Here is a 19,687-nt window from a genome sequence, read left to right as displayed (position 1 = left end):
AGCCAGAGCCAGAGCCAGAGCCAGAGCCAGAGCCAGAGCCAGAGCCAGAGCCGGAAGAGATGAATGACGGCAGTGCACTTGATGAGGCACTGGCAGAGTTCGACCGGCAGATGATGGACGATATTCCTTCTTTCGCCAGTATGGACACGCCTGCGTCTTCTGAGCGTACTGCTCCGGAGGAACCTGCCGGTGACACAGAAGACAGTATCGACGACTTCAGCCTTGAGCAGGAGCAGGACGGTGAACTGCCACAAAAACCTGTATCAGAAGAATACAATGAATTGTCTGACTTGCCGGGTCTGGATGACTGGCTGTCACAGGATCACAGCGAAGATCACAAGTTACTGGATGAGCTTGAACAGGCTGATTTTGATGACCTGCTGGGTGGACTGGGCGATGACGAAGAAACACCGGCCGGCACTTCACCGGTCGCTCCGGACACAGCCGCAGACAGTGAACCGGCACCTCAGGAAAAACCTGACATGTCGCTGGGCAACCCGGACCTTGACCTGGAAGCGTTGTTGTCAGATCCGCAACAAAGCATTGACGATGACGCAGAAGAAAATGACTTTCTTGATGTGGAAACCCTAATCAATGACAGTGATGACGACAGTGCCATTGATGATGATGCCCCGCTGGACCTGGATGTCAGCCTGTCCGACTTCTCCGGGATTGGCGAAGATGATGATGTTATCGACATCGACAAGGATGCCGGTCAGAGTGCAAATCTCGACCTTGCCCGTGTTTATGTTGAAATGGATGACTTTACCGCTGCCAGAGAACTGCTGAACGAAGTCCTTGAAAAGGGTAGCGAAGATCAGATTGAAGAAGCCAAAACAATCCTCGCCGGTTTAAGTTAGTGTCTGCGCGCTAACGCTTGCATCTGGCTAATTGGCTGACTACACTTAGCCGGTTTTTTAGCGGGAGCAGAATTTTCATGGCAAGAATCGCCCTGGGCGTCGAGTATGATGGCGCAGCACACTACGGCTGGCAGCGTCAGCGTGAATTACCCAGTGTGCAGGGATATCTGGAAAAAGCACTGTCTGTGGTAGCCAATCAACCCATTGATGTGCAATGTGCCGGCCGTACCGATGCCGGCGTACATGCCACCGGTCAGGTGGTGCATTTCGACTTTGACGGTGAACGTCCGGACCGTGCCTGGACAATGGGTGTGAACACCAACCTTCCTGATTCTGTCGCTGTGAGCTGGGTAAAAACCGTCAGTGATGACTTTCACGCCCGCTTCTCTGCAACCCACCGTCGCTACCGCTATGTGATTTATAATTCGCCACTGCGTCCGGCGATTCTGCTGAACGGCGTTACCCACGAATACCAGGAACTGGATGCATCACTGATGCACGAGGCTGCTCAGGCGGTGATCGGCGAACAGGATTTCACCTCATTCCGTGCTGCTCACTGCCAGTCAAAAACGCCGTTTCGTAACGTTACGGGTGTATCTGTGTTTCGTCAGGGCCGCTATGTAATTGTCGAAATTCGTGCGAATGCATTTTTGCATCATATGGTGCGCAATATTGTCGGTTCACTCATTAAAGTAGGGTGTGGCGAACAGCCGGTAAGCTGGATTGCAGAACTGTTAGCCGCAAAAGACCGCACACAGGCGGCTGCAACAGCAAAACCGAACGGACTGTACCTGGTCGATGTGACTTACCCGGATACATTCGGCATTCCCCGCCAGCCGGCAGGGCCGTTGTTTCTGCCGGAAACCTGAAAGCCTGATGAGCAGTCGGTGAGTAGCTTGACTTCTTAGACCAGTTTTACTTTTTACCGGGTGCGGATATGTGGTCTAATACATGGCTAAATCGCGTTCTTTTAACACTGTGCACAAATAAAGACCAACGAAGCATAGTTACAGATAACAAGGATTCTCCTTACTATGAGCTGGATTCAAAAAATTCTGCCTAAAACTCAAACGTCCACGAAAGGTAATGTACCGGAAGGTGTGTGGACGAAATGTTCAAGCTGTCAGGCTGTGCTGTACAAGCAGGAACTGGAAAAGCTGCTGGAAGTGTGTCCCAAGTGTGACAACCATATGCGTATCAGCGCCCGTAAGCGTATTGATGCGTTTCTGGACACCGGCGACCGTAAAGAGCTGGGCGGAGATTTAGAACCTCAGGACGTTCTGAAATTCAAAGATTCCAAGCGCTATAAAGATCGCATCGTTGCGGCACAAAAAAGCACCAACGAGAAAGACGCATTAATCGTGATGCAGGGCAAACTGAAAGGCATGCCGGTTGTGGTTGCCAGCTTTGAATTTGCCTTCATGGGCGGTTCCATGGCATCTGTTGTCGGTGCCCGTTTCGTGGCTGCTGTTAATGCCTGCCTCGAACACAACATGCCACTGATTTGTTTCTCTGCTTCCGGCGGTGCCCGTATGCAGGAAGCGTTGATGTCATTAATGCAGATGGCGAAAACCTCTGCTGCACTGGCAAAAATGAGCGAAAAGGGGTTACCTTACATTTCTGTGCTTACCGACCCTACAATGGGTGGTGTTTCGGCCAGTCTGGCTATGCTGGGTGACGTCAACGTTGCCGAGCCAAAAGCACTTATCGGTTTCGCAGGCCCGCGGGTTATCGAACAGACCGTTCGTGAAACCTTGCCTGAAGGTTTCCAGCGCAGTGAATTCCTGCTGGAAAAAGGTGCCATCGATATGATTGTTGACCGTCGTAAAATGCGTGATAAATTACACGGCCTGTTAGAAAAGATGCATCGCCCGAATTAAGTGAATAAACAATCACCTTCTTTTACTGCGTCAGCGGATAACTCTCTGACGCAGTGGTTGGCCTACCTTGAGTCCATTCATCCCACAGCCATCGATATGGGGCTGACGCGGGTGAAGCAGGTCGCTGACAAACTCGCCTTAGATTTTTCAAACCAGACTGTCATCACCGTTGCCGGTACCAACGGCAAAGGCACTACTTGCCGATTCATCGAGCAAGCCTGCCTGGCGCAGGGTAAAACCACAGGTGTGTATTCCTCTCCCCATCTGCTGGATTACCGTGAGCGTGTACGCATAAATGGCGACATTGAAGCAGAACGCTTGTACTGTGAAGCCTTCGCTGCAATTGAACAGGCCAGAGGTGATATCAGCCTGACCTATTTCGAATTTGGTACGCTTGCCGCCATGCTGATGATGGTGAATGCCGGTGTCGACATCGCTATTCTTGAAGTAGGTCTTGGTGGCCGGCTGGATGCAACCAATATCATTGAACCGTCAATTGCTATTATCACGACCATTGGTCTGGATCATATGGACTGGCTGGGGGATACCCGTGAAGCCATCGCCATTGAGAAAGCCGGTATCATGCGCAATAACGGCATTGCGGTAGTAGGAGAGCGCGAGCCGCCTTCAACGCTGGATGAGTACGTCAGTGAACATCAGGTTGATACCTGGTGGGCCGGCCGGACGTTCGGTACAGAGCAGCAGGGTGACATGTGGCGCTGGTATCATGAAGATGAGCAGACAGCCTGGTTGCCCATACCGCAAATTCCGCTGCAAAACGTGGCGACAGCACTGGCAACATTGAAACGTCTGGGGTTGTTTCCTGACAACACCGCACTGCAACAGCTTGTCAGTACCGTGAATGTGCCCGGACGCAGACAAACCTTGTCCCAATCGCCTGAAGTGCTGGTTGATGTGGCCCATAATCCACAGGCCTGTGCATTAATGCGCGACTGGGCTGACAGCGGATTAAACGGGGAACTGCATATTGTTGCCGGTATGCTGGCAGATAAATCACTGGCCGCCACGCTGGATGAACTGGCGGGCGTAAAGGCGAAGTGGTACCTTGGTAATACCAGCGGGCCAAGAGGCCTAAGTGGCAGTACCTTAATGTCGCACTTACAGCCACATCAGCGGGTACATGCCAATGCATTTGATTCGGTAACCGCAGCTTATAAAGCAGCCCGTGAAGCAGCAAGTGAGAATGATCGCATCCTGGTATTTGGCTCTTTTCTTACCGTTGCGGATGTATTAACGTTTCACAAGGACAGTAGTATCCAATAGGAGTGAACAGTGACCCCGGCGTTACATAACAGACTGGTCGGCACCGTTATTCTGGTCGCGCTGGCAGTCATTTTCCTGCCAGATTTTCTCGACAGAAAAAAAGAAACGAATCAGGACGAATTTGTCAGTGTGCCGGCTACGCCGGCGAAAAAGCCTATTGTGGATCCCGAGCCGTTTCCTGTAGACCGCGTTGCAGGTGTCACCCAACGTCCGCTGGAAGTGGTCGATGAGCCTGCGGTTGATGATGAAGCTGCACAGGTTGCTGCATCGTCAGAAAAAGCACAGCAAGCTATTGAAGACGACCTGGCCCGTCAGACAGTGGTGGAGCAGCCAGCGCCGGAAGCCGTTGAAGGCAGCTGGGTGGTGCAGCTTGGTAGTTTCCGCCACCAGAAAAACGTAAAGCAATTACTCGTAAAACTTGAACAGGCCGGCTACCGTGCCTTCAGCCGTCCTGTGGAAACCCGTTCCGGTCCGCTGACGAAAGTGTTCGTCGGACCAGATACCGACAAAGCAAAATTACAAAAAGCAGTGCCGCATTTGCAGGAGATCACCGGACTGAAAGGGAAGGTGGCTACATTCAACGCAGAATAGCTTCCGGCGGCAGGTGGCAAGTTTTTCTTACTCAGGCGGGAAGTTACCCGGTCCGCGTTAAGATTACACATTGGTAATCTCCGGGGCTTCTGTTAGAATGCGCGCCATCTCGCAGCGGGGCAGTCACACTGCGTGCTTAACGACAGACGGATAGTATAACGCTTCATGAATTGGGTTGATTTTTCCATTCTCGGTATTATCGCGGTTTCAACGCTGATAAGTCTGATGCGTGGCTTTGTGAAAGAAGCCATTTCCCTGGTTGTCTGGTTCGGTGCACTTTTTATTGCCAGTGAATTTCATGCCGATCTTGCTGTCTATTTCACGCAAATAGACGACGAGGTGCTGCGCAATGGTGCTGCAATCGTTGTTCTCTTTATTGTTACGCTGGTACTGGGTGGTTTATTTAACCACGTTGTCGGCCAGTTAGTACAAGCTTCAGGATTATCCGGCACAGACCGGGCGTTAGGCGCAATTTTCGGCGCTTTACGTGGCGTACTGATTGTAAGCGCACTATTGTTCTTTATGGATACGTTTACCGATGCAGCAAAAGCCGTTTGGTGGAGCCAGTCTCTGCTGATACCGGAATTTGGTGTCATCATAGAGTGGTTTTTCACCTTCGTGAAAGGCAGCTCCAGTTTTCTAAAACCCGCTTGATATAGGTAAAGCAAATGTGTGGTATTGTCGGAATTGTTGGTAAAACACCTGTTGCTCAGTCACTCTATGATGGACTGACAGTGTTACAGCATCGCGGACAGGACGCTGCTGGTATCATTACGATCGAACAGAATCGATTTAATCTGAGAAAAGCAAATGGCCTGGTGCGGGATGTTTTCCACACACGCCATATGAAGCGTCTGTCAGGAAATATGGGTATCGGTCACTGCCGTTATCCCACCGCAGGCACATCAAGCTCTGCTGAGGCACAGCCTTTCTACGTGAACTCACCTTTCGGTATCGCGTTTGCGCATAACGGTAACCTTACCAATGCACACGAACTGCAGGACGAAGTGTTCCGTATTGCCCGCCGTCACATTAATACCTCTTCAGATTCTGAACTGTTATTAAACATTCTGGCTCATGAACTGCAGCAGGTTGCCGACTTGACCGTAACTGCAAAAGATATTTTCAAAGTGGTCACAACCGTCCATAAGAAGATCCGCGGTGCCTATGCCGTGGTTGCTGCGATTATCGGACAGGGCCTGGTAGCTTTCCGTGACCCTAACGGTATCCGTCCTCTGGCGCTGGGCAAGCGCATTACAGAAATGGGCGAAGAATACATGGTTGCTTCTGAAAGCGTGGCTCTGGATGCGGTAGGTTTTACCTTCATTCGTGACGTAGCGCCGGGCGAATGTGTATACATCACCGAAAAAGGTGAACTGCATACCCAGCAGTGTGCTGAAGTACCGGCCACTTCCCCGTGTGTTTTTGAATTTGTTTACTTTGCCCGTCCTGATTCATTCATCGATGGTATTTCTGTCTACGCTTCCCGCGTTAACATGGGACGTAAGCTGGGTGAGAAAATTGCCCGCGAGTGGGCCGACCTCGATATCGATGTGGTCATTCCTATTCCGGAAACTTCCATGGATGTGGCGCTGCAAATCGCCAATACCCTTGAGTTACCATATCGTCAGGGCTTTGTGAAAAACCGTTATATCGGCCGTACCTTTATTATGCCGGGGCAGACCATGCGTAAGCAGTCTGTACGCCGTAAACTGAACGCTATTTCTTCAGAATTTAAAGGCAAAAACGTACTGCTGGTAGATGACTCTATTGTACGGGGCACTACGTCCGGTCAAATCATCGAAATGGCCCGTGAGTCCGGTGCGAAGAAAGTTTACTTTGCTTCTGCTGCTCCTGAGATCCGTTTTCCGAATGTTTACGGTATCGACATGCCGTCTGCCAATGAACTGATTGCCTACGGCCGTGAGATTGACCAGATTGCAGATCTTATTCAGGCTGACGGACTGATTTTCCAGGACATTGAAGATCTGGTTGAAGCGGTACGGGAAGAGAACCCTGAAATTCAGCGCTTTGAAACGTCAGTATTCGACGGTAATTACATTACTGCTGATATTGACCAGGATTACCTTGAGCGCATTGATATTGCCCGTGGTGAAGCGTCAAAGAGCGGTCCTGTCGTGCAGGCAGAATTGTCTAATCTGGAAATGCACAATATGGATTCTGACAACTAAACCGGAAATCCGCGTACCAAATAAAAAGACCGCTTTCAGAGCGGTCTTTTGCTTTCGGATATGGATGAAATTTAATGATCAGTGCACGTATACCGGACCGAAGCCCATACTCCACATGATCACGGTGCTGGCCATTAAAATGGCCAGAAGTACCAGTCCGCACGTCACTACAGAACTGGCATAAATGAACCCTTTACCATCCGGTATATGCATCATGATTGGCGTACCTGAATAAAGCAGGTATACAGAGTAGGCGAGTCCGACCAGACCTACTGTCATCACAAACCAGAGTTCCGGATAAAGACCAGCAAACCCGGTCATAAATAATGGTGTCGCCGTATACGCGGCAAGATCTAAAGATTCGGTATAATTAGGCTTGGCGTCAAACGCATTAGCAAGCTCATGAATCATGTAGGTAAGAATAAGCACACCGGCTATCAGGCCAAAATACATACCTACAGCCAGCATCGCTGCGCTTTGCTCGGTAAGCTTTATTAAATCTCCGGCACCGATACTCCAGCCCAGGTGTGCACCGGAATAATAGGTGACCAGTGAAGGTATCAACGCAATAACCCCGATATGACTAAGGGCATACACGCAACTTTCATGTCGTCTGTCTATGTCCTGCCATTCTTCACGGGGATGAGTGTATATGCCGAGTAAGTGATTCAATATCATATTTTCACCTTATTGTTACCGGCGCTGCGTGCAGCGTTGATCATATTGATGTTTGTTTATGGTTAATATAATTAACATTAATTTTACAATGAGTGTTGATCATGTTTGGTGCAGGGTCAAATATTTTTTGCTTAAAAAATGTTCAGTTATGTGAGTGGTTGAATTTGCTGAAGATATTAAAGCGCAGAAAATCGGGGCCGTAAGGAAATATCCGGCCCGAATTAGTTAGAAGGGAAGAAACAGACGTTGTTTACGGCTGCTTGAGCGGGAAATGTCCGAGAACTTTGGTTATCTGGCCTTTTGCATCCGCCAGTCCCACGCCCACAGCTTTTACATAACCGGTAGCAGAGGGGGGAGAGGCTGCAAAGTGCTTTTTCATTGCTGGCAGGGCGGGTGATGCTTCTGCGGCCAGCAATGTCATATGCGGCTCAAATTGTGCAAATACATTAGGGCTGCCATATTGTTCGAACACCGCTTTCTTTTGCGGATAGGCATTAACCCACGCAGGCAGTGGCGCTGAAAGATCTCTTAACGGAGACAGGGCATTTGTCAGTTTATCTGCCAGTTGTTGTAGTTCTGTTTCTTTTACCGCATCGACAAATACCCAGTTCCCTGCGGTTACCGTAAATCCCTCAGCTTTCAGGGGCACTGCCGGTTGTGTGGTTGTGAGCATTTCCACTTTCGCCAGTAAACCGGGAATAGCGGCTTCGTCGTAAGTGGTGAGGTACAACGTAATATGGACAGGAAATCCCTGTTCGTAAAAGCTCTCCATACCGTTCTGCTTCAGTTTATCGCTTACCGAGGCAACCGTCTGCTCTATGTCTGCCGAAGGTAAAGCAAAAACATTAACAGACACACTTTTTGCCAGCGCAGCAAAAGACAGTAAACAACCTGACAAGATTGCAATAATGGACGCACTTAATTTCAACGGCTTATCTCATGATGTAGAATAACGAAAACCCTTTCAAATACCGGCAGTCAATCTGTTGGTGATCAGCAGGGAGTGGCAGGCATCAACGCTACTTGAAACAGCGCTTTCCCACAAGTCTGATACTTCAATGAATGCTAAGGATAAACATGGAAAAACACATTTATCTCTGCCGTCATGGTCAGACCGAATGGAATCGAGACAAACGCCTACAGGGTCAGCTCGACAGTCCGCTGACAGAAAAAGGACGGGCACAGGCGGCTGAGCTGGCAGCGAAGGCCGGGAACTGGGATATTGATCTTGTGGTCAGCTCACACCTTGGCCGCGCGAAAGATACCGCTGCAATTTGTGCCACCTCGCTGGGACAGTCCCATAAAGTGTACGAAGGTTTCTGCGAACGTAACTTTGGTGAATGGCAGGGAAAGGAAACCAGCGGACTTGCAGCCTATCAAGCGTTTAAAGAACACCGGTATACCCGTCCTGATCTTATGCCTGACAACGGCGGTGAAAGTGCCAACATGGTAACCGAACGTTTTATGACAACCTTTCACGCACTGGTGAACAGCGAAACGGCTTCCCGTATTCTTATTGTCAGTCATGGTGATGCGATGGCCTGTATCGCCCGCAGTTTCGGTGAAGGCCGTACTATAGATAATTGTGGCGGCATGTTGCTGGGTTGGCAAAATGGTAAACTGCACTGGCAGCAGTGGATCGACTAAATATACTCAGCGGATTTGTGATAGGATCCGCGCCCGGCGGCGCCCTTAAGGGCGTTGTCTTTATTTAACTGATATGTATTAACCTGAAAAAGCAGTGCTGTCCACAGATGAACGAATTACTCGCACCTATCCATTCATTTTTACAGTGTGAAACCCCTGATGCCTGGGTTGAAAAAGCCGCGGAAAAAGACAATCTGGCGGTGGTACTGACTGATCATTTGATTTGCGAGCTAAAAGCCGCGCAAAGTGCCATGTTTCTTATCCGTCGCTATGCGGTAGATAAGGAAAGCGGCGATGCCTTACTGGCATGGCTGAAGCCTTTTGAAGACTTTGCGTACCGGAAAGAAGGTGACTGGCAGTCACTGCTTAAACATAACAAATTGTCGAAATCGATCATTCCCAAGTCCGGCACACCTTACGGCCAGGATCTCATAGATAAAATGGTGCTGCTTATCAAAGAGGAACTGCATCATTTTTTCCAGGTACTGGAAATTATGAATGAGTACGACATTCCTTATGAAAATATCGCGTCAAGCCGCTATGCAAAAGGACTGCTGCGTCACGTGCGTACTCATGAGCCGGCAGCCCTCACAGATAAACTCATTTGCGGCGCGTATATTGAAGCCCGTTCCTGCGAGCGTTTCGCAAAGCTGGCACCTCACGTTGATAAGCGTCTGGGCGATTTTTATATTTCGTTACTTCGCTCGGAAGCCCGACATTATCAGGATTATCTGACGCTGGCAGAAGAGATTGCCGGTGAGGATATTGCTGAACGTATTGCTTTTTTCGGTGAGGTAGAAGGTGAACTGATAACCTCACCGGATGAGGATTTTAAATTCCACAGCGGTTTACCCGTATAGAGAAACCCCGACTGCAGGCTTCGGCAGCAAGCATACCTTCACCAGTCTACGGGGCAATTTGTGCAGTCTGCCATGTATGTTCCCTGAAAAGTGGCGAAATGAATACGTGTACCGGTTAAGTCAGCGCGGGACAAATTGGCGTCATTCAGCTTGGCTTCCTGAATGTTTGCGTTCGTCAGATCGGCGCCTGCGAGTTGAATTTTATTCATCCAGACCCTTTCCATGCGGGCATTCCGCAGAGTCACTCCGTTGAGTTTTGCGCCTGACATTCTCGCCTGGTCGAAATTGACGCCTGTCAGGTCAGCGCCGTTGAAATTAACACCCTGAGCGAACAGGGAGAAACCGGTGGCTCCTTCAAGATTGGCCCCGGTTAAGGTGGAAGTACGTAGATCACTGTGATTCAACGACACCATCGCCAGGTTTGCTTTGTCCAGTTTACTTTTTTTGAATGTTACGTAGCTGAGATCAGCATGGCGCAGATCTGCACCGCTGAAGTTGACATTTGTGAACACGGAGCCGGACAAATCCATGTGGCGCAAATCAGCACCGGACAAATCAGCATTACTGCATCGTGTTCCCTGAGTCAATTTGCAACCGTCAATTTCGGCCACGTCATCATCAAAAGGCAAAGGCTCTGCGTGGCTCAGTGTGGCAGCAAAGCAGAACAGAAAATACAAGGGTTTCATAAGTCACTCCATGTAAGCGGGGCCGCAGCCCCGCCGGGTATGATTAACGTTTTGCGACTTTGTCGAAGTTCGGTAACTTGAATACCCAGAATGAACCGCCTTGTGCGACAGGCTTGGTCAGTTCTGCCATATCGCCACCCCACAGTGGCACAGCACCGCCGTAACCTGAAGCGAAACCGATATATTGCTCACCGTCCATTTCCCAGGTGATCGGGCAGGAAACGATGCCTGAGCCTGTCTGGAACTTCCACAGTTCCTCACCGGTTTTCTCATCAAACGCTTTGATGAAGCCATCGCCGGTACCAGTGAAAATTAATCCGCCTTTCGTGGCCAGGACGCCGGCCCATAATGGCAGCTTCTCTTTATGCGTCCATTTTATTTCACCGGATACAGGGTCTACTGCACGCAGCACGCCCACATGGTCGTCAAACAGGGTTTTAATTCTGAAGCCCTGACCAAGGTATGCATTACCTTTTACGTAGTTAACTTCTTCTGTCCAGTAATCTTCTTTCCAGTGGTTTGCGCCCAGATAGAACCAGCCGGTGTTCTGACTGTACGCCATAGGGTTCCAGTTCTTTCCGCCCAGGAATGGAGGGGAAACTTCAATTGATTTTCCTTTCTCTTCGCCGGGGGCCGGCAGAGGCGGACGTTGTCCTTCTACTTCAACCGGGCGACCTGTATCGGGGTCGATGTGCGTAGCCCAGGTAATTTTGTCTACAAACGGGAAGCCTTTGATGAATTCGCCGTTCTCACGGTCTACCACATAGAAGAAGCCATTGCGGTCGGCGTGAGCAGTTGCTTTAACTGTTTTGCCGTTGTCATCGTATTCAAACAGTACCAGCTCGTTGTTCCCGGAGAAATCCCAGGCATCATTTGGCGTATGCTGATAGAACCATTTCACTTCACCGGTGGTAGGGTCTACACCAACCTGACCTGAGGTGTACAGGTTATCCCAGTTGCGCGGATCATCGCCTTTTGCTGTACGCTTCCATGTATTCCAGGGAGCCGGGTTACCTGCACCGATAATAATGGTGTTTGTTTCTACATCAAAGCTGGCACTCTGCCATGGCGCACCGCCACCGTGATGCCAGGCTTCAACCAGCTCGCCGTTTTCATCACGCGGCCAGGTAGGGGCATTTTCATCACCGGTGGGGGTACTGTCTTTACCGTTTAGCCGGCCCATGTGACCTTCAACGAAGGGGCGCATCCACACTTCTTCGCCGGTCAGCGGGTCACGGGCGAACAGTTTGCCTACCACACCGAATTCATCGCCGGAGGAGCCGTGGATCAGCAGGACTTTGCCAGTTTTCTGATCTTTTACCAGTGTCGGCGCACCTGTCATGGTGTAACCGGCGCGGTAGTCTTCAAAACGTTTTTTCCATTCCACTTTACCAGTGTGGCGGTTCAGTGCCACGATTCCGGCATCCAGCGTACCGAAATACACCATGTCGCCGTAAATGGCAGCACCACGGTTAATCACGTCACAGCAGGGGCGGATCCCTTCAGGTAACCGGTGAGAATAGGTCCACTTTCTTTCGCCGGTTCTGGCATCAAAGGCGAAAATACGGGAATAACTGGCGGTCACATAAACAACGCCGTCATAAACCAGTGCCTGAGATTCCTGACCCCGCTGCTTTTCGTCACCAAAGCTCATGGTCCATGCCGGTGTCAGCATGTGCACGTTGTCTTTGTTAATTTTGTCCAGTGAGCTGAATCGCTGTGCTTCCGGACCCATACCGTACATCAGTACATCTTCTGTGGTACTGGCATCGTTCTCAATATCATCCCAGGTGACGCCTTTAGCCTGAGTATATTGACTGGCAAGTGCGCTGCTCACGAGAATAGCAGACAGCAACAGTTTTTTAGTGGTGTTCTTAGGTGTAATAGTCATAGCGTACCTTTGCTATTTGTTTATGAAGTGTTAACAGTATGCGAGCAGCAGGGGGCAGGGAGAATAGACTTTTGCCCGAAGTAAGGCGGGAATAATTCCCGATTTGAAGCGGGATTTATCCCGTCAGAGAAACAAGGTTACAGAAGCTGATATCTGCCACGAAATAAATAAAAAAAAGGCTAACCACAAAGGGTTAGCCGGAATAGGGTGTGAGCTGTTGAACCTCACTAAACCGAAAGGTTGGTCGAACAATGCAGCCTTCGATTTAGAGTAAGTGTGACGTAAATGACGTCTGGTAACCACGGAACTTTTCCCGGTTTTGGCAGGAGCAATTCCCGAAATTCACAGGATCATGACGCCACTTTGACGTAACCGTTGTCGATGGCGAGATGAACCAGTTCAGTACTGGTTTTTACCTGAAGTTTACTTTTAAGCTGGGTGATGGCATTAGAAACCGTTTTGTCAGAAATATTCAAATCTTCTGCAATCCGTGTCCGTTTCTGCCCCTTGGCTACACCCATAAACACATCGAATTCACGGCGGGTGAGCTGGTCGAAAATATCTTTCTTCTCACTGTAAGCATATGACGCAAGATTAATGGCCAGTTCGTGTTCAATATAAGTGCGTCCGGCCATTACAGTTTTTACCGCATCAAGCATTATTTCCGGTCTGCAACGTTTACTGATATAACCGCTGGCACCGGTATGCATTGCCCGGTTAACAATAGAGGCCTCGTCAAACATACTGAAAAATATGATTTTCAGTCCCGGCCAACGGCTGAGGAAGCGTGGAGCCAGGTTCAGGCCACTGGCCTGCTCCAGGTTAATGTCCAGAATCATTACGTCCACATCATTCTGCGCCATACATGTCATCGCCTGGCGGGCATTTTCCGCCTCGTGAATCGTGGCTTCCGGCAGCATCATTGACAGCAGGGCACCGTATCCCTGGCGTACAACAGCGTGATCATCAACAAGTAATATGTGCATGACTGCTCTTCTCCGTTCCGGCCGTCAAAGGAACAACAACCTGTATACGTGCTCCTTCTTCGAAATTGTCTTTTGCAAAATGCCCACCGGTAAGACGGGCTCTGTCACGCATGGATGCCAGTCCCAGTCCGTCGGAACACTCTGATTGTTCCGCAAATCCGGTACCGTTGTCGGTGATATTCAATGTCATGGCGTTTTGCGTCAGGGTGAGCGAAACATGCACTTTTGAAGCATGTGCATGTCGTGCAACGTTGCTCAAGGCTTCCTGGGTGATGCGATACAGATGCATGTCCCTCTCAATATTTTTTTCCGGGCTGAGGTCGGGAAGGGAGCAGGTAACAGCAATATTGTGAATTTCTGACCAGCGTTCCAGCATTTCCCGCAGGGCGGAAACCAGGCCCATTTTATTCAGTGTGACGGGGTAGAGTTTATTAACCAGTTGCCGTATGCCGGACTGTATTTCTGCACATTGCTCGCCAAGTAAAGTGGCTGTGCGTTCTATGAATTTCGGGCTTTGTGTTTGCTGGCGCAACATGTAGCTTTGTACACGGATACCAGTTACCAGCTGGCCCAGATTATCGTGTAATTCACGGGCGAGATTCTGGCGTTCGTGCTCTTGCAGGGAAGCCAGTTTATTTCTCAGTTGCTGTACTTTGTTCTCTCTTTCTTCAAGTGCAGAAGCCATCAGCTGGGTATGGGTAACCACACTGTCAATTTCTTCAATATCGCTGTGTTCAACGTCAACACGATAATTGCCTTTCGCTACTTTACTGAGAGCTGAACTCAGAGCCTGTAAAGGCTTCATTCTTGACTGAACCACGATGTGCATTACGCTGAGAGTGAATAAAAGTGAAATCGCCAGTAAACCGAAAACCTGATAGACCGTGGTCAGGATCTCTTCCCGTTCAGCAGCGGGATTAGCAAACAGAAATAGTTGCCGGCGGGGATCTTCCGGATGACTGAACACACTAACAGGTTCTACGGGGAAAAATGAAGCATCCGGAGAGTTAAGTGTTGAACCGGCCGGAGAATCGATTGCCAGGGCTGTAAGGTGACGGCTGTGCTGCAAGGCTGCTTCTATGGTTGCAAAGTCAACGTTTTGTTCAACCAACGCATCAGCCAGTGCCAGTGATGCGTTAATTTCGGTGGCAACATCTTTTGTTGCCTGACTGTACATGATGAAAGCCAGCACTATTCCTGATATCAAATAGATACCTGTGATTGTAAGTGTAATTCTGCTGGTTGCTTTCATCGTTCTTTCGTACCTGAAGCCATAATGTATTTTAGTCAGCATCAGGTCAAAATTGCCTTGCCACTTTAGCTACAGATTTATAGTACTTTGGTAGGAAATGCTTCAGAGCCGGATTAAAGACAACAAAAAAGGAGCGCGATGCGCTCCTTTCATATGTAGTGGGATCGAACCCGCCGGATACCGGATTTATTGCGGGGCAGGGCCGGCACCATTTGATTTCGTTTCAGAGGCCGTGCCGGTTTGAGAGGTAAGGGCTGCAACCATAGCATTGTCGCCTTTTAATAAATCGGTGAGTGAACCACCGGCTTTATCTACCAGGCCGACTTCTCGCAACAGGGCATCAACAACCGGTGCGTTTGCACGGTAATTCAACGCTGCCTGCGTAACCTGATCGGCCATACTGCCATTACCGGTGCTTATTGTACCGTCTGCACCGCCGGCGGCATTGCCGGTCCCGTAGCCCTGCAGAATCTTAATGCCTTCAATATTTTCCAGCGGCTTCACGGCGCTGGCGATGATTTCAGGCAGGACTTTCAGAATTGCCAGCGCTTTTTGCAATTCAATCTGCTCGTCCTTCAGGGTGTTTTCAGCATCGTACAGCGCCTGTTTACCCGCCGCTTCTACGGCCAGTACTTTTTCATCGGCCTGCGCCTGCAGCATTTTTGCATCAGCTGATGCTTTGGCTTCTGTTAAAATGGCTTCAGCCGCATTCTCCGCCGCTTCTTTCTTCGCCTGAGCTTCTACGGTAATACCTACTGCTTCCCGTTCCGCTTCTTTACGGGCGTCAATCACTTCAATTTCCATGCGACGCTTAGCTTCTGCAACCTGACGGGCTGTCGTTACCGCTTCTTCTTTCTCTACCTTAGTCTTTTCAGCTTCTGCGGCTTTAGCACGTGCAGCAGACTCTTCTTCTGATTTGGTAGCAACCGCAATTTGTTTAACCTGTTCGGCTACTTCGACGTCCTGCTGCTGGGCAATACGGGCTTCTTCCAGTGCTTTGCGCTTGGCAATTTCACGGGTTTCCAGCTCACGTGACTTGTCAATTTCAGCTGCTTCAACGGCTTTTTCTTTGGCAATGCCGGCTTCACGTTCTTCCCGTTCTTTTTGCTCCCGCTGTTTAGCGATTTCAGCTTTTTGCTCCTGACGCTTAAACTGCAAAACCTGCTCCTGCATCAGTCGGGCTTCTTCTTCTTCCCGTTTAATATTCAGCGACTCTTTTTCCGCTTCCAGATTACGGGTTTCAATCTTGATGCGGTTTTCCTGCTGGATATCGTTGGTTTCTTTACGCTTCTCTTCAATGATTTTTGCAAGACGGGCACGACCTTCAGCATCAAATGCATTGTTCTCATTGAAGAAATCCAGGTCGGTCTGATCGAAGCCGGTTAAACTTACCGATTCCAGTTCCAGACCATTTTTCTCAAGATCGTTTGCAACACTCTGCTGCACTTTCTGGACGAAATCTGCACGCTGTTCATGCATTTCGGTCATTGTCATTTCTGCAGCCACGGCGCGAAGTACGTCAACGAACTTCGACTCCATCAGTTTTTTCACTTCTTCGGCCCGGGTTGTACGGGTACCTAAAGTTTGTGCCGCCATGGAAATGCCGCTGGCACTGGGCGCTACACGTAAATAAAAGTCGGCTTTTACATCCACCCGCATGCGATCTTTGGTGATCAGCGCATCTTTCTGGGTTTTTTCTACCTCAATACGCAGGGTGTTCATGTTCACGGGAATGATTTCGTGCACCACCGGCAGCACAATCGCACCGCCATCTTTAATGACTTTCTCACCGCCCAGACCGGTTCTGACGAAGGCCGTTTCTTTAGTGGCCCGTTTATAAAGCTTGGCGAAAATAAGACCAATGGCCAGCAGGGCGATAACGACAACAAGCCCGATAATGAGAACGGCGGGCAGATTATTAGCAGAGTAGGTTTCCATATTTACAACTTCCTTATTGCTGCAGGGTTATTTATATCGGGTAGCAAGCCAACTATGCAGGCTTTTCTTTACGAGGATGATTTTTTCTCCGCGGGTGAAGGTTTCATCACTTTCAAAAGGCTCAACCAGTACATAGTGAACCTGGCGGTAACGGTCAGTAAATTTCGCTTCCGCCGGACTGCCATTACGGGCAACGCCTATTGTGATTTCTCCTACAGCGCCAACAAATTCATCATTGTCGATGGCACTGCTTTCATTTTTTGGTAACAGGCCTGCCAGTGCGCTGCCAAGCCGGCCGGTGAGGGGCAGGGAAACGAAAATAGCGATTGGAACACCAGCCGCCGGCGGTAAGAAGCGTCCGCCCAGAAAGCTGGCGTAAGACAGATTCAGTATGTAGCCGGTGAGTCCGAAAAGGGTAAGAAGCAGAATGAACCAGATCATCACCGGTAATTTGTCCAGCGACAGCCAGTTGGTAAGGGCGGCCAGTCCTGACACAGACTCACCACCGCCAAGGTCGGGTTCAGGCATATCGTCGAAAATGCCTAATAAACTGATCCCCAGCGCCATGCCGAGTAATTCAATAATGAACAGTAAGATGACAATGCCAACTGCTGCACTGAACAGAAAGTTGGCATCATGAAAGAAGAATGTGGACATTTTTTCACCATCCTTGATGAATCCTGATTGCTATTTTTTATAACACATTCTTATCAAATTGCGAGGAGTTTACAACGATCTTTAGTGCAGGTGAGATCCCTCAAGGGCTTCACCGCTGGCATTGTAAAAACCACTGGCACCGGCTTCTATAAAGCCCTGGTGTACCATGTTGGTGAGAAACGGATCGGTATGATCATCGCCAATATCGGCATAATCAGTTGTCTGATATCCGTAGCGACTTGCAAAAAATGCGTTGATGTCTGCCTGTTCATGAGACAGCGATTGCTGTTGCCAGTGCATTTTCTGTTCGCCTTGAGTCACAGTGAACGAGACAATCAGTTGCAGTTTGTCTGCCCAAACCAGTTCGATATGCCCGTTTTCACTGCCGGCAGTATAACGTGTACGGATATCGCAGCCTGACCCTTGTGAATCCTGTTTCTCCAGCCCGTCGATAAAGGCCTGCTTAACCAGCTGATTGCGGTATTCCCAGTCGTTATCAACGCGGCCATGAATATTTTCGCCCGGCTGATATTCAATGCCCCGTTTGTGAGCATCAAAAAAGCGCGTTTGTTTTACCCGTTCATGCACATGCTCCCAAACCTGCGTGATGTCGCTGGCAGGATACTGGTGCGCTACCACATCCGGTTTTCGCCATAAGGTCAGTGAACGGCTTCGAACTTTGTCGTTGGTCGTCTCAGTAAGGGTATAGTCTGCTTTCACCCAGTTCTTTTCAGCATCACACTGAACCGGTTCTTCAGACGTTGCGGCAGTTACCGCTGAAGTAAACAGAGTGGATGCGGATAAGAGCAGTCCGCAGAGAAGAGTGTGAGATTGTTTCATTATTTATTACCAGCAAAAAAGGGACGGCCAGACGGACGTCCCTGTATTCAGAGCTTATTGTTACTCGATGGCCGCTTCTGCGTCATCAATCAGACTTCCGGCAAAATCCATCACATGGAAGATAACGCTTTGCTCGTTAGTGCTGTTGACGAGGAATGCGCCAGGACCTTTTGCATATATGCCAACGTCTTCACCGGAGTGAGTTTCAGATGAAAGCGGGATTAAAGACTCCTGGTGGAAACCGGCAGCAGTGGTATCAACATCTGCCAGATCCTGACGGCCGGCGTTGACATCATAGTTGTAGATTTCGTCAGCATCGGTTTCGGTACCAAGGTCACGGAAGCCGTTACCGTTCATATAACCAACCGTGGTGTATGGCATACCGTCAGCTGCAGTTGCTGCTTCGTCTGCGCCTACGTTAACCACTTTGCCCAAAATCGGATTACCCCGTTTTGGATAACCGGCGATGGTAAATACGTGACCGTGGTCGGCAGTGACGATGATTAATGTATCTTCGTCATCCGTTAACTCATCAGCTACAGCTACAGCATCTGCAAGGGCAATCGTATCGGTCAGTGCACCGTAAGCGTTACCGGCGTGGTGGGCATGGTCAATACGACCGGATTCCACCATCAGGAAGAAGCCGTCATCGTTATTATCCAGAATTTTAATCGCAGCTTCTGTCATTTCGCTGATTGACGGTTCACCGGCTACATCGTTAACGCGGTCTGCGTCGTATTGCATGTGCGATTCATTGAACAGGCCGAAAACACGCTCAGTGGTTTCTGTGTCGAGTCCGTCAAAACCGGCCTGATCGTACAGGTAAACACCATTAGGATATTGCGCAGACCATTCTGCGGTCAGATCACGTCCGTCAGTACGGTCACCTTCAACAGCGCTGACAGCGTCAGGGCTGTTAAATGCAGCGTCTTTAGGCAGGAATGAACGGCGGCCGCCGCCCATAACGACTTCGATACCGTCAATGTCAGCACCGAAACGTGCTTCTGTGGCAGCTTCAAAACCAACCAGCTGCGCAGCAATATCGGTACAACCAGCAGAGATGGCTTCAGCAGGCATGTCGCCATCATCTTCCCAGTTACGGTCAGCTGATTTGGCGTAAGTTGCTGCAGGTGTAGCGTGAGTGATACGTGCAGTAGACACGATACCGGTAGATTTACCGGCCAGTTCCGCCAGTTCCAGCGCCGTTACCAGCTCATTACCGGCAACGGTGCTGCAGTCACTGCGAACAATATTTTCGTTTACACCAATCACGCCAACATCGGTTTTCACGCCGCTCATCATTGCGGTCATGGTACCCGCTGAGTCTGGCGTTTGTGCATCAACGTTATAGGTTTTTGATAAACCGGCGAAAGGGAAGCGGTCGAAACTCAACTGGTTCTCTTCACCGTTGTCACCGTTCATCTGGCCTTCCATTATACGGGCTG

General features: G+C 49.7%; 19 protein-coding genes. 9 read left to right on the top strand and 10 right to left on the bottom strand.

Annotated features, from left to right (window positions below; all coding sequences use genetic code 11):
* The 7 genes from AC4PME_RS19195 to purF all read left to right on the top strand — a co-directional run.
* Nucleotides 1–860: FimV C-terminal domain-containing protein (locus tag AC4PME_RS19195; RefSeq protein WP_491046752.1), on the top strand; the 860-nt coding region annotated here is incomplete at its 5' end.
* A 77-nt stretch (nucleotides 861–937) separates the two neighbouring features.
* Nucleotides 938–1,729: a tRNA pseudouridine(38-40) synthase TruA gene (gene truA / locus AC4PME_RS19190; protein ID WP_119501825.1), complete on the top strand. Its 792-nt coding sequence runs from the start codon at nucleotides 938–940 to the stop codon at nucleotides 1,727–1,729.
* Nucleotides 1,730–1,894: 165 nt separating this feature from the next.
* Entirely contained in the window at nucleotides 1,895–2,740 is an 846-nt protein-coding gene (accD, locus tag AC4PME_RS19185; protein ID WP_417507931.1) for an acetyl-CoA carboxylase, carboxyltransferase subunit beta, read from the top strand.
* Nucleotides 2,741–4,024: a bifunctional tetrahydrofolate synthase/dihydrofolate synthase gene (gene folC / locus AC4PME_RS19180; RefSeq protein WP_491046751.1), complete on the top strand. Its 1,284-nt coding sequence runs from the start codon at nucleotides 2,741–2,743 to the stop codon at nucleotides 4,022–4,024.
* A gap of 9 nt (nucleotides 4,025–4,033) precedes the next feature.
* Nucleotides 4,034–4,615 (top strand): SPOR domain-containing protein, encoded by a 582-nt coding sequence (locus AC4PME_RS19175; RefSeq protein ID WP_119501822.1) that lies wholly within the window; start codon nucleotides 4,034–4,036, stop codon nucleotides 4,613–4,615.
* Between the two features lie 165 nt (nucleotides 4,616–4,780).
* Nucleotides 4,781–5,269, top strand: coding sequence for a CvpA family protein (locus tag AC4PME_RS19170; RefSeq protein ID WP_119501821.1), 489 nt, complete (start codon nucleotides 4,781–4,783; stop codon nucleotides 5,267–5,269).
* A gap of 14 nt (nucleotides 5,270–5,283) precedes the next feature.
* Nucleotides 5,284–6,807 (top strand): amidophosphoribosyltransferase, encoded by a 1,524-nt coding sequence (gene purF, locus AC4PME_RS19165; protein WP_119501820.1) that lies wholly within the window; start codon nucleotides 5,284–5,286, stop codon nucleotides 6,805–6,807.
* A gap of 78 nt (nucleotides 6,808–6,885) precedes the next feature.
* Here purF and AC4PME_RS19160 read toward each other — a convergent pair whose 3' ends face one another.
* Both AC4PME_RS19160 and AC4PME_RS19155 read right to left on the bottom strand, forming a co-directional pair.
* On the bottom strand, nucleotides 6,886–7,485 hold the full coding sequence (locus AC4PME_RS19160; protein WP_119501819.1) for a Yip1 family protein: 600 nt from the start codon (nucleotides 7,483–7,485) through the stop codon (nucleotides 6,886–6,888).
* 250 nt (nucleotides 7,486–7,735) lie between these two features.
* Entirely contained in the window at nucleotides 7,736–8,413 is a 678-nt protein-coding gene (locus AC4PME_RS19155) for a 2'-5' RNA ligase family protein (protein ID WP_119501818.1), read from the bottom strand.
* Between the two features lie 149 nt (nucleotides 8,414–8,562).
* Between AC4PME_RS19155 and AC4PME_RS19150 the strand changes: the two genes are divergently transcribed.
* Complete coding sequence (locus AC4PME_RS19150; protein ID WP_161599156.1) at nucleotides 8,563–9,132, top strand: histidine phosphatase family protein; 570 nt, start codon at nucleotides 8,563–8,565, stop codon at nucleotides 9,130–9,132.
* A 107-nt stretch (nucleotides 9,133–9,239) separates the two neighbouring features.
* The gene (gene miaE / locus AC4PME_RS19145) at nucleotides 9,240–9,992 is read left to right on the top strand and encodes a tRNA isopentenyl-2-thiomethyl-A-37 hydroxylase MiaE (RefSeq protein ID WP_119501816.1); all 753 of its coding nucleotides are present in this window, start codon (nucleotides 9,240–9,242) and stop codon (nucleotides 9,990–9,992) included.
* Nucleotides 9,993–10,030: 38 nt separating this feature from the next.
* Here miaE and AC4PME_RS19140 read toward each other — a convergent pair whose 3' ends face one another.
* From AC4PME_RS19140 to AC4PME_RS19105, 8 genes are all read right to left on the bottom strand, one after another.
* Complete coding sequence (locus tag AC4PME_RS19140; protein ID WP_491046750.1) at nucleotides 10,031–10,678, bottom strand: pentapeptide repeat-containing protein; 648 nt, start codon at nucleotides 10,676–10,678, stop codon at nucleotides 10,031–10,033.
* A 43-nt stretch (nucleotides 10,679–10,721) separates the two neighbouring features.
* The gene (locus AC4PME_RS19135) at nucleotides 10,722–12,569 is read right to left on the bottom strand and encodes a methanol/ethanol family PQQ-dependent dehydrogenase (RefSeq protein ID WP_474846622.1); all 1,848 of its coding nucleotides are present in this window, start codon (nucleotides 12,567–12,569) and stop codon (nucleotides 10,722–10,724) included.
* A 350-nt stretch (nucleotides 12,570–12,919) separates the two neighbouring features.
* A complete protein-coding gene (locus AC4PME_RS19130; RefSeq protein WP_490710500.1) occupies nucleotides 12,920–13,555 on the bottom strand; it encodes a response regulator in 636 nt (211 codons plus the stop codon).
* Entirely contained in the window at nucleotides 13,536–14,762 is a 1,227-nt protein-coding gene (locus tag AC4PME_RS19125; RefSeq protein ID WP_491046749.1) for a sensor histidine kinase, read from the bottom strand. Before AC4PME_RS19125 ends, AC4PME_RS19130 begins: the two co-directional genes overlap by 20 nt.
* A 231-nt stretch (nucleotides 14,763–14,993) precedes the next feature.
* Nucleotides 14,994–16,745 (bottom strand): flotillin family protein, encoded by a 1,752-nt coding sequence (locus AC4PME_RS19120; RefSeq protein ID WP_491046748.1) that lies wholly within the window; start codon nucleotides 16,743–16,745, stop codon nucleotides 14,994–14,996.
* 27 nt (nucleotides 16,746–16,772) lie between these two features.
* Nucleotides 16,773–17,402 carry an OB-fold-containig protein gene (locus AC4PME_RS19115; protein ID WP_119501810.1) on the bottom strand — a complete coding sequence of 210 codons (630 nt, stop codon included), beginning with the start codon at nucleotides 17,400–17,402 and terminating at the stop codon, nucleotides 16,773–16,775.
* An 81-nt stretch (nucleotides 17,403–17,483) separates the two neighbouring features.
* Entirely contained in the window at nucleotides 17,484–18,242 is a 759-nt protein-coding gene (locus tag AC4PME_RS19110; protein ID WP_491046747.1) for a hypothetical protein, read from the bottom strand.
* Nucleotides 18,243–18,302: 60 nt separating this feature from the next.
* Nucleotides 18,303–19,687, bottom strand: a 1,385-nt coding sequence (locus AC4PME_RS19105; protein ID WP_491529707.1) for an alkaline phosphatase, incomplete at its 5' end; no start/stop codon positions are given.

It is taken from the genome of Alteromonas sp. (genome assembly GCF_984505615.1).
Note: the sequence above shows the minus strand (reverse complement) of the source record. Positions and strands in the feature narration are given on the sequence as shown.

Excerpts from the sequence above, each read along its gene's own strand:
- truA (WP_119501825.1), top strand. The coding sequence starts at position 938 with ATGGCAAGAATCGCCCTGGGCGTCGAGTATGATGGCGCAGCACACTAC.
- AC4PME_RS19110 (WP_491046747.1), bottom strand. The coding sequence starts at position 18,242 with ATGAAACAATCTCACACTCTTCTCTGCGGACTGCTCTTATCCGCATCC.
- AC4PME_RS19140 (WP_491046750.1), bottom strand. The coding sequence starts at position 10,678 with ATGAAACCCTTGTATTTTCTGTTCTGCTTTGCTGCCACACTGAGCCAC.
- purF (WP_119501820.1), top strand. The coding sequence starts at position 5,284 with ATGTGTGGTATTGTCGGAATTGTTGGTAAAACACCTGTTGCTCAGTCA.
- miaE (WP_119501816.1), top strand. The coding sequence starts at position 9,240 with ATGAACGAATTACTCGCACCTATCCATTCATTTTTACAGTGTGAAACC.
- accD (WP_417507931.1), top strand. The coding sequence starts at position 1,895 with ATGAGCTGGATTCAAAAAATTCTGCCTAAAACTCAAACGTCCACGAAA.
- AC4PME_RS19160 (WP_119501819.1), bottom strand. The coding sequence starts at position 7,485 with ATGATATTGAATCACTTACTCGGCATATACACTCATCCCCGTGAAGAA.
- AC4PME_RS19135 (WP_474846622.1), bottom strand. The coding sequence starts at position 12,569 with ATGACTATTACACCTAAGAACACCACTAAAAAACTGTTGCTGTCTGCT.
- AC4PME_RS19170 (WP_119501821.1), top strand. The coding sequence starts at position 4,781 with ATGAATTGGGTTGATTTTTCCATTCTCGGTATTATCGCGGTTTCAACG.
- AC4PME_RS19150 (WP_161599156.1), top strand. The coding sequence starts at position 8,563 with ATGGAAAAACACATTTATCTCTGCCGTCATGGTCAGACCGAATGGAAT.
- AC4PME_RS19115 (WP_119501810.1), bottom strand. The coding sequence starts at position 17,402 with ATGTCCACATTCTTCTTTCATGATGCCAACTTTCTGTTCAGTGCAGCA.
- AC4PME_RS19130 (WP_490710500.1), bottom strand. The coding sequence starts at position 13,555 with ATGCACATATTACTTGTTGATGATCACGCTGTTGTACGCCAGGGATAC.
- AC4PME_RS19120 (WP_491046748.1), bottom strand. The coding sequence starts at position 16,745 with ATGGAAACCTACTCTGCTAATAATCTGCCCGCCGTTCTCATTATCGGG.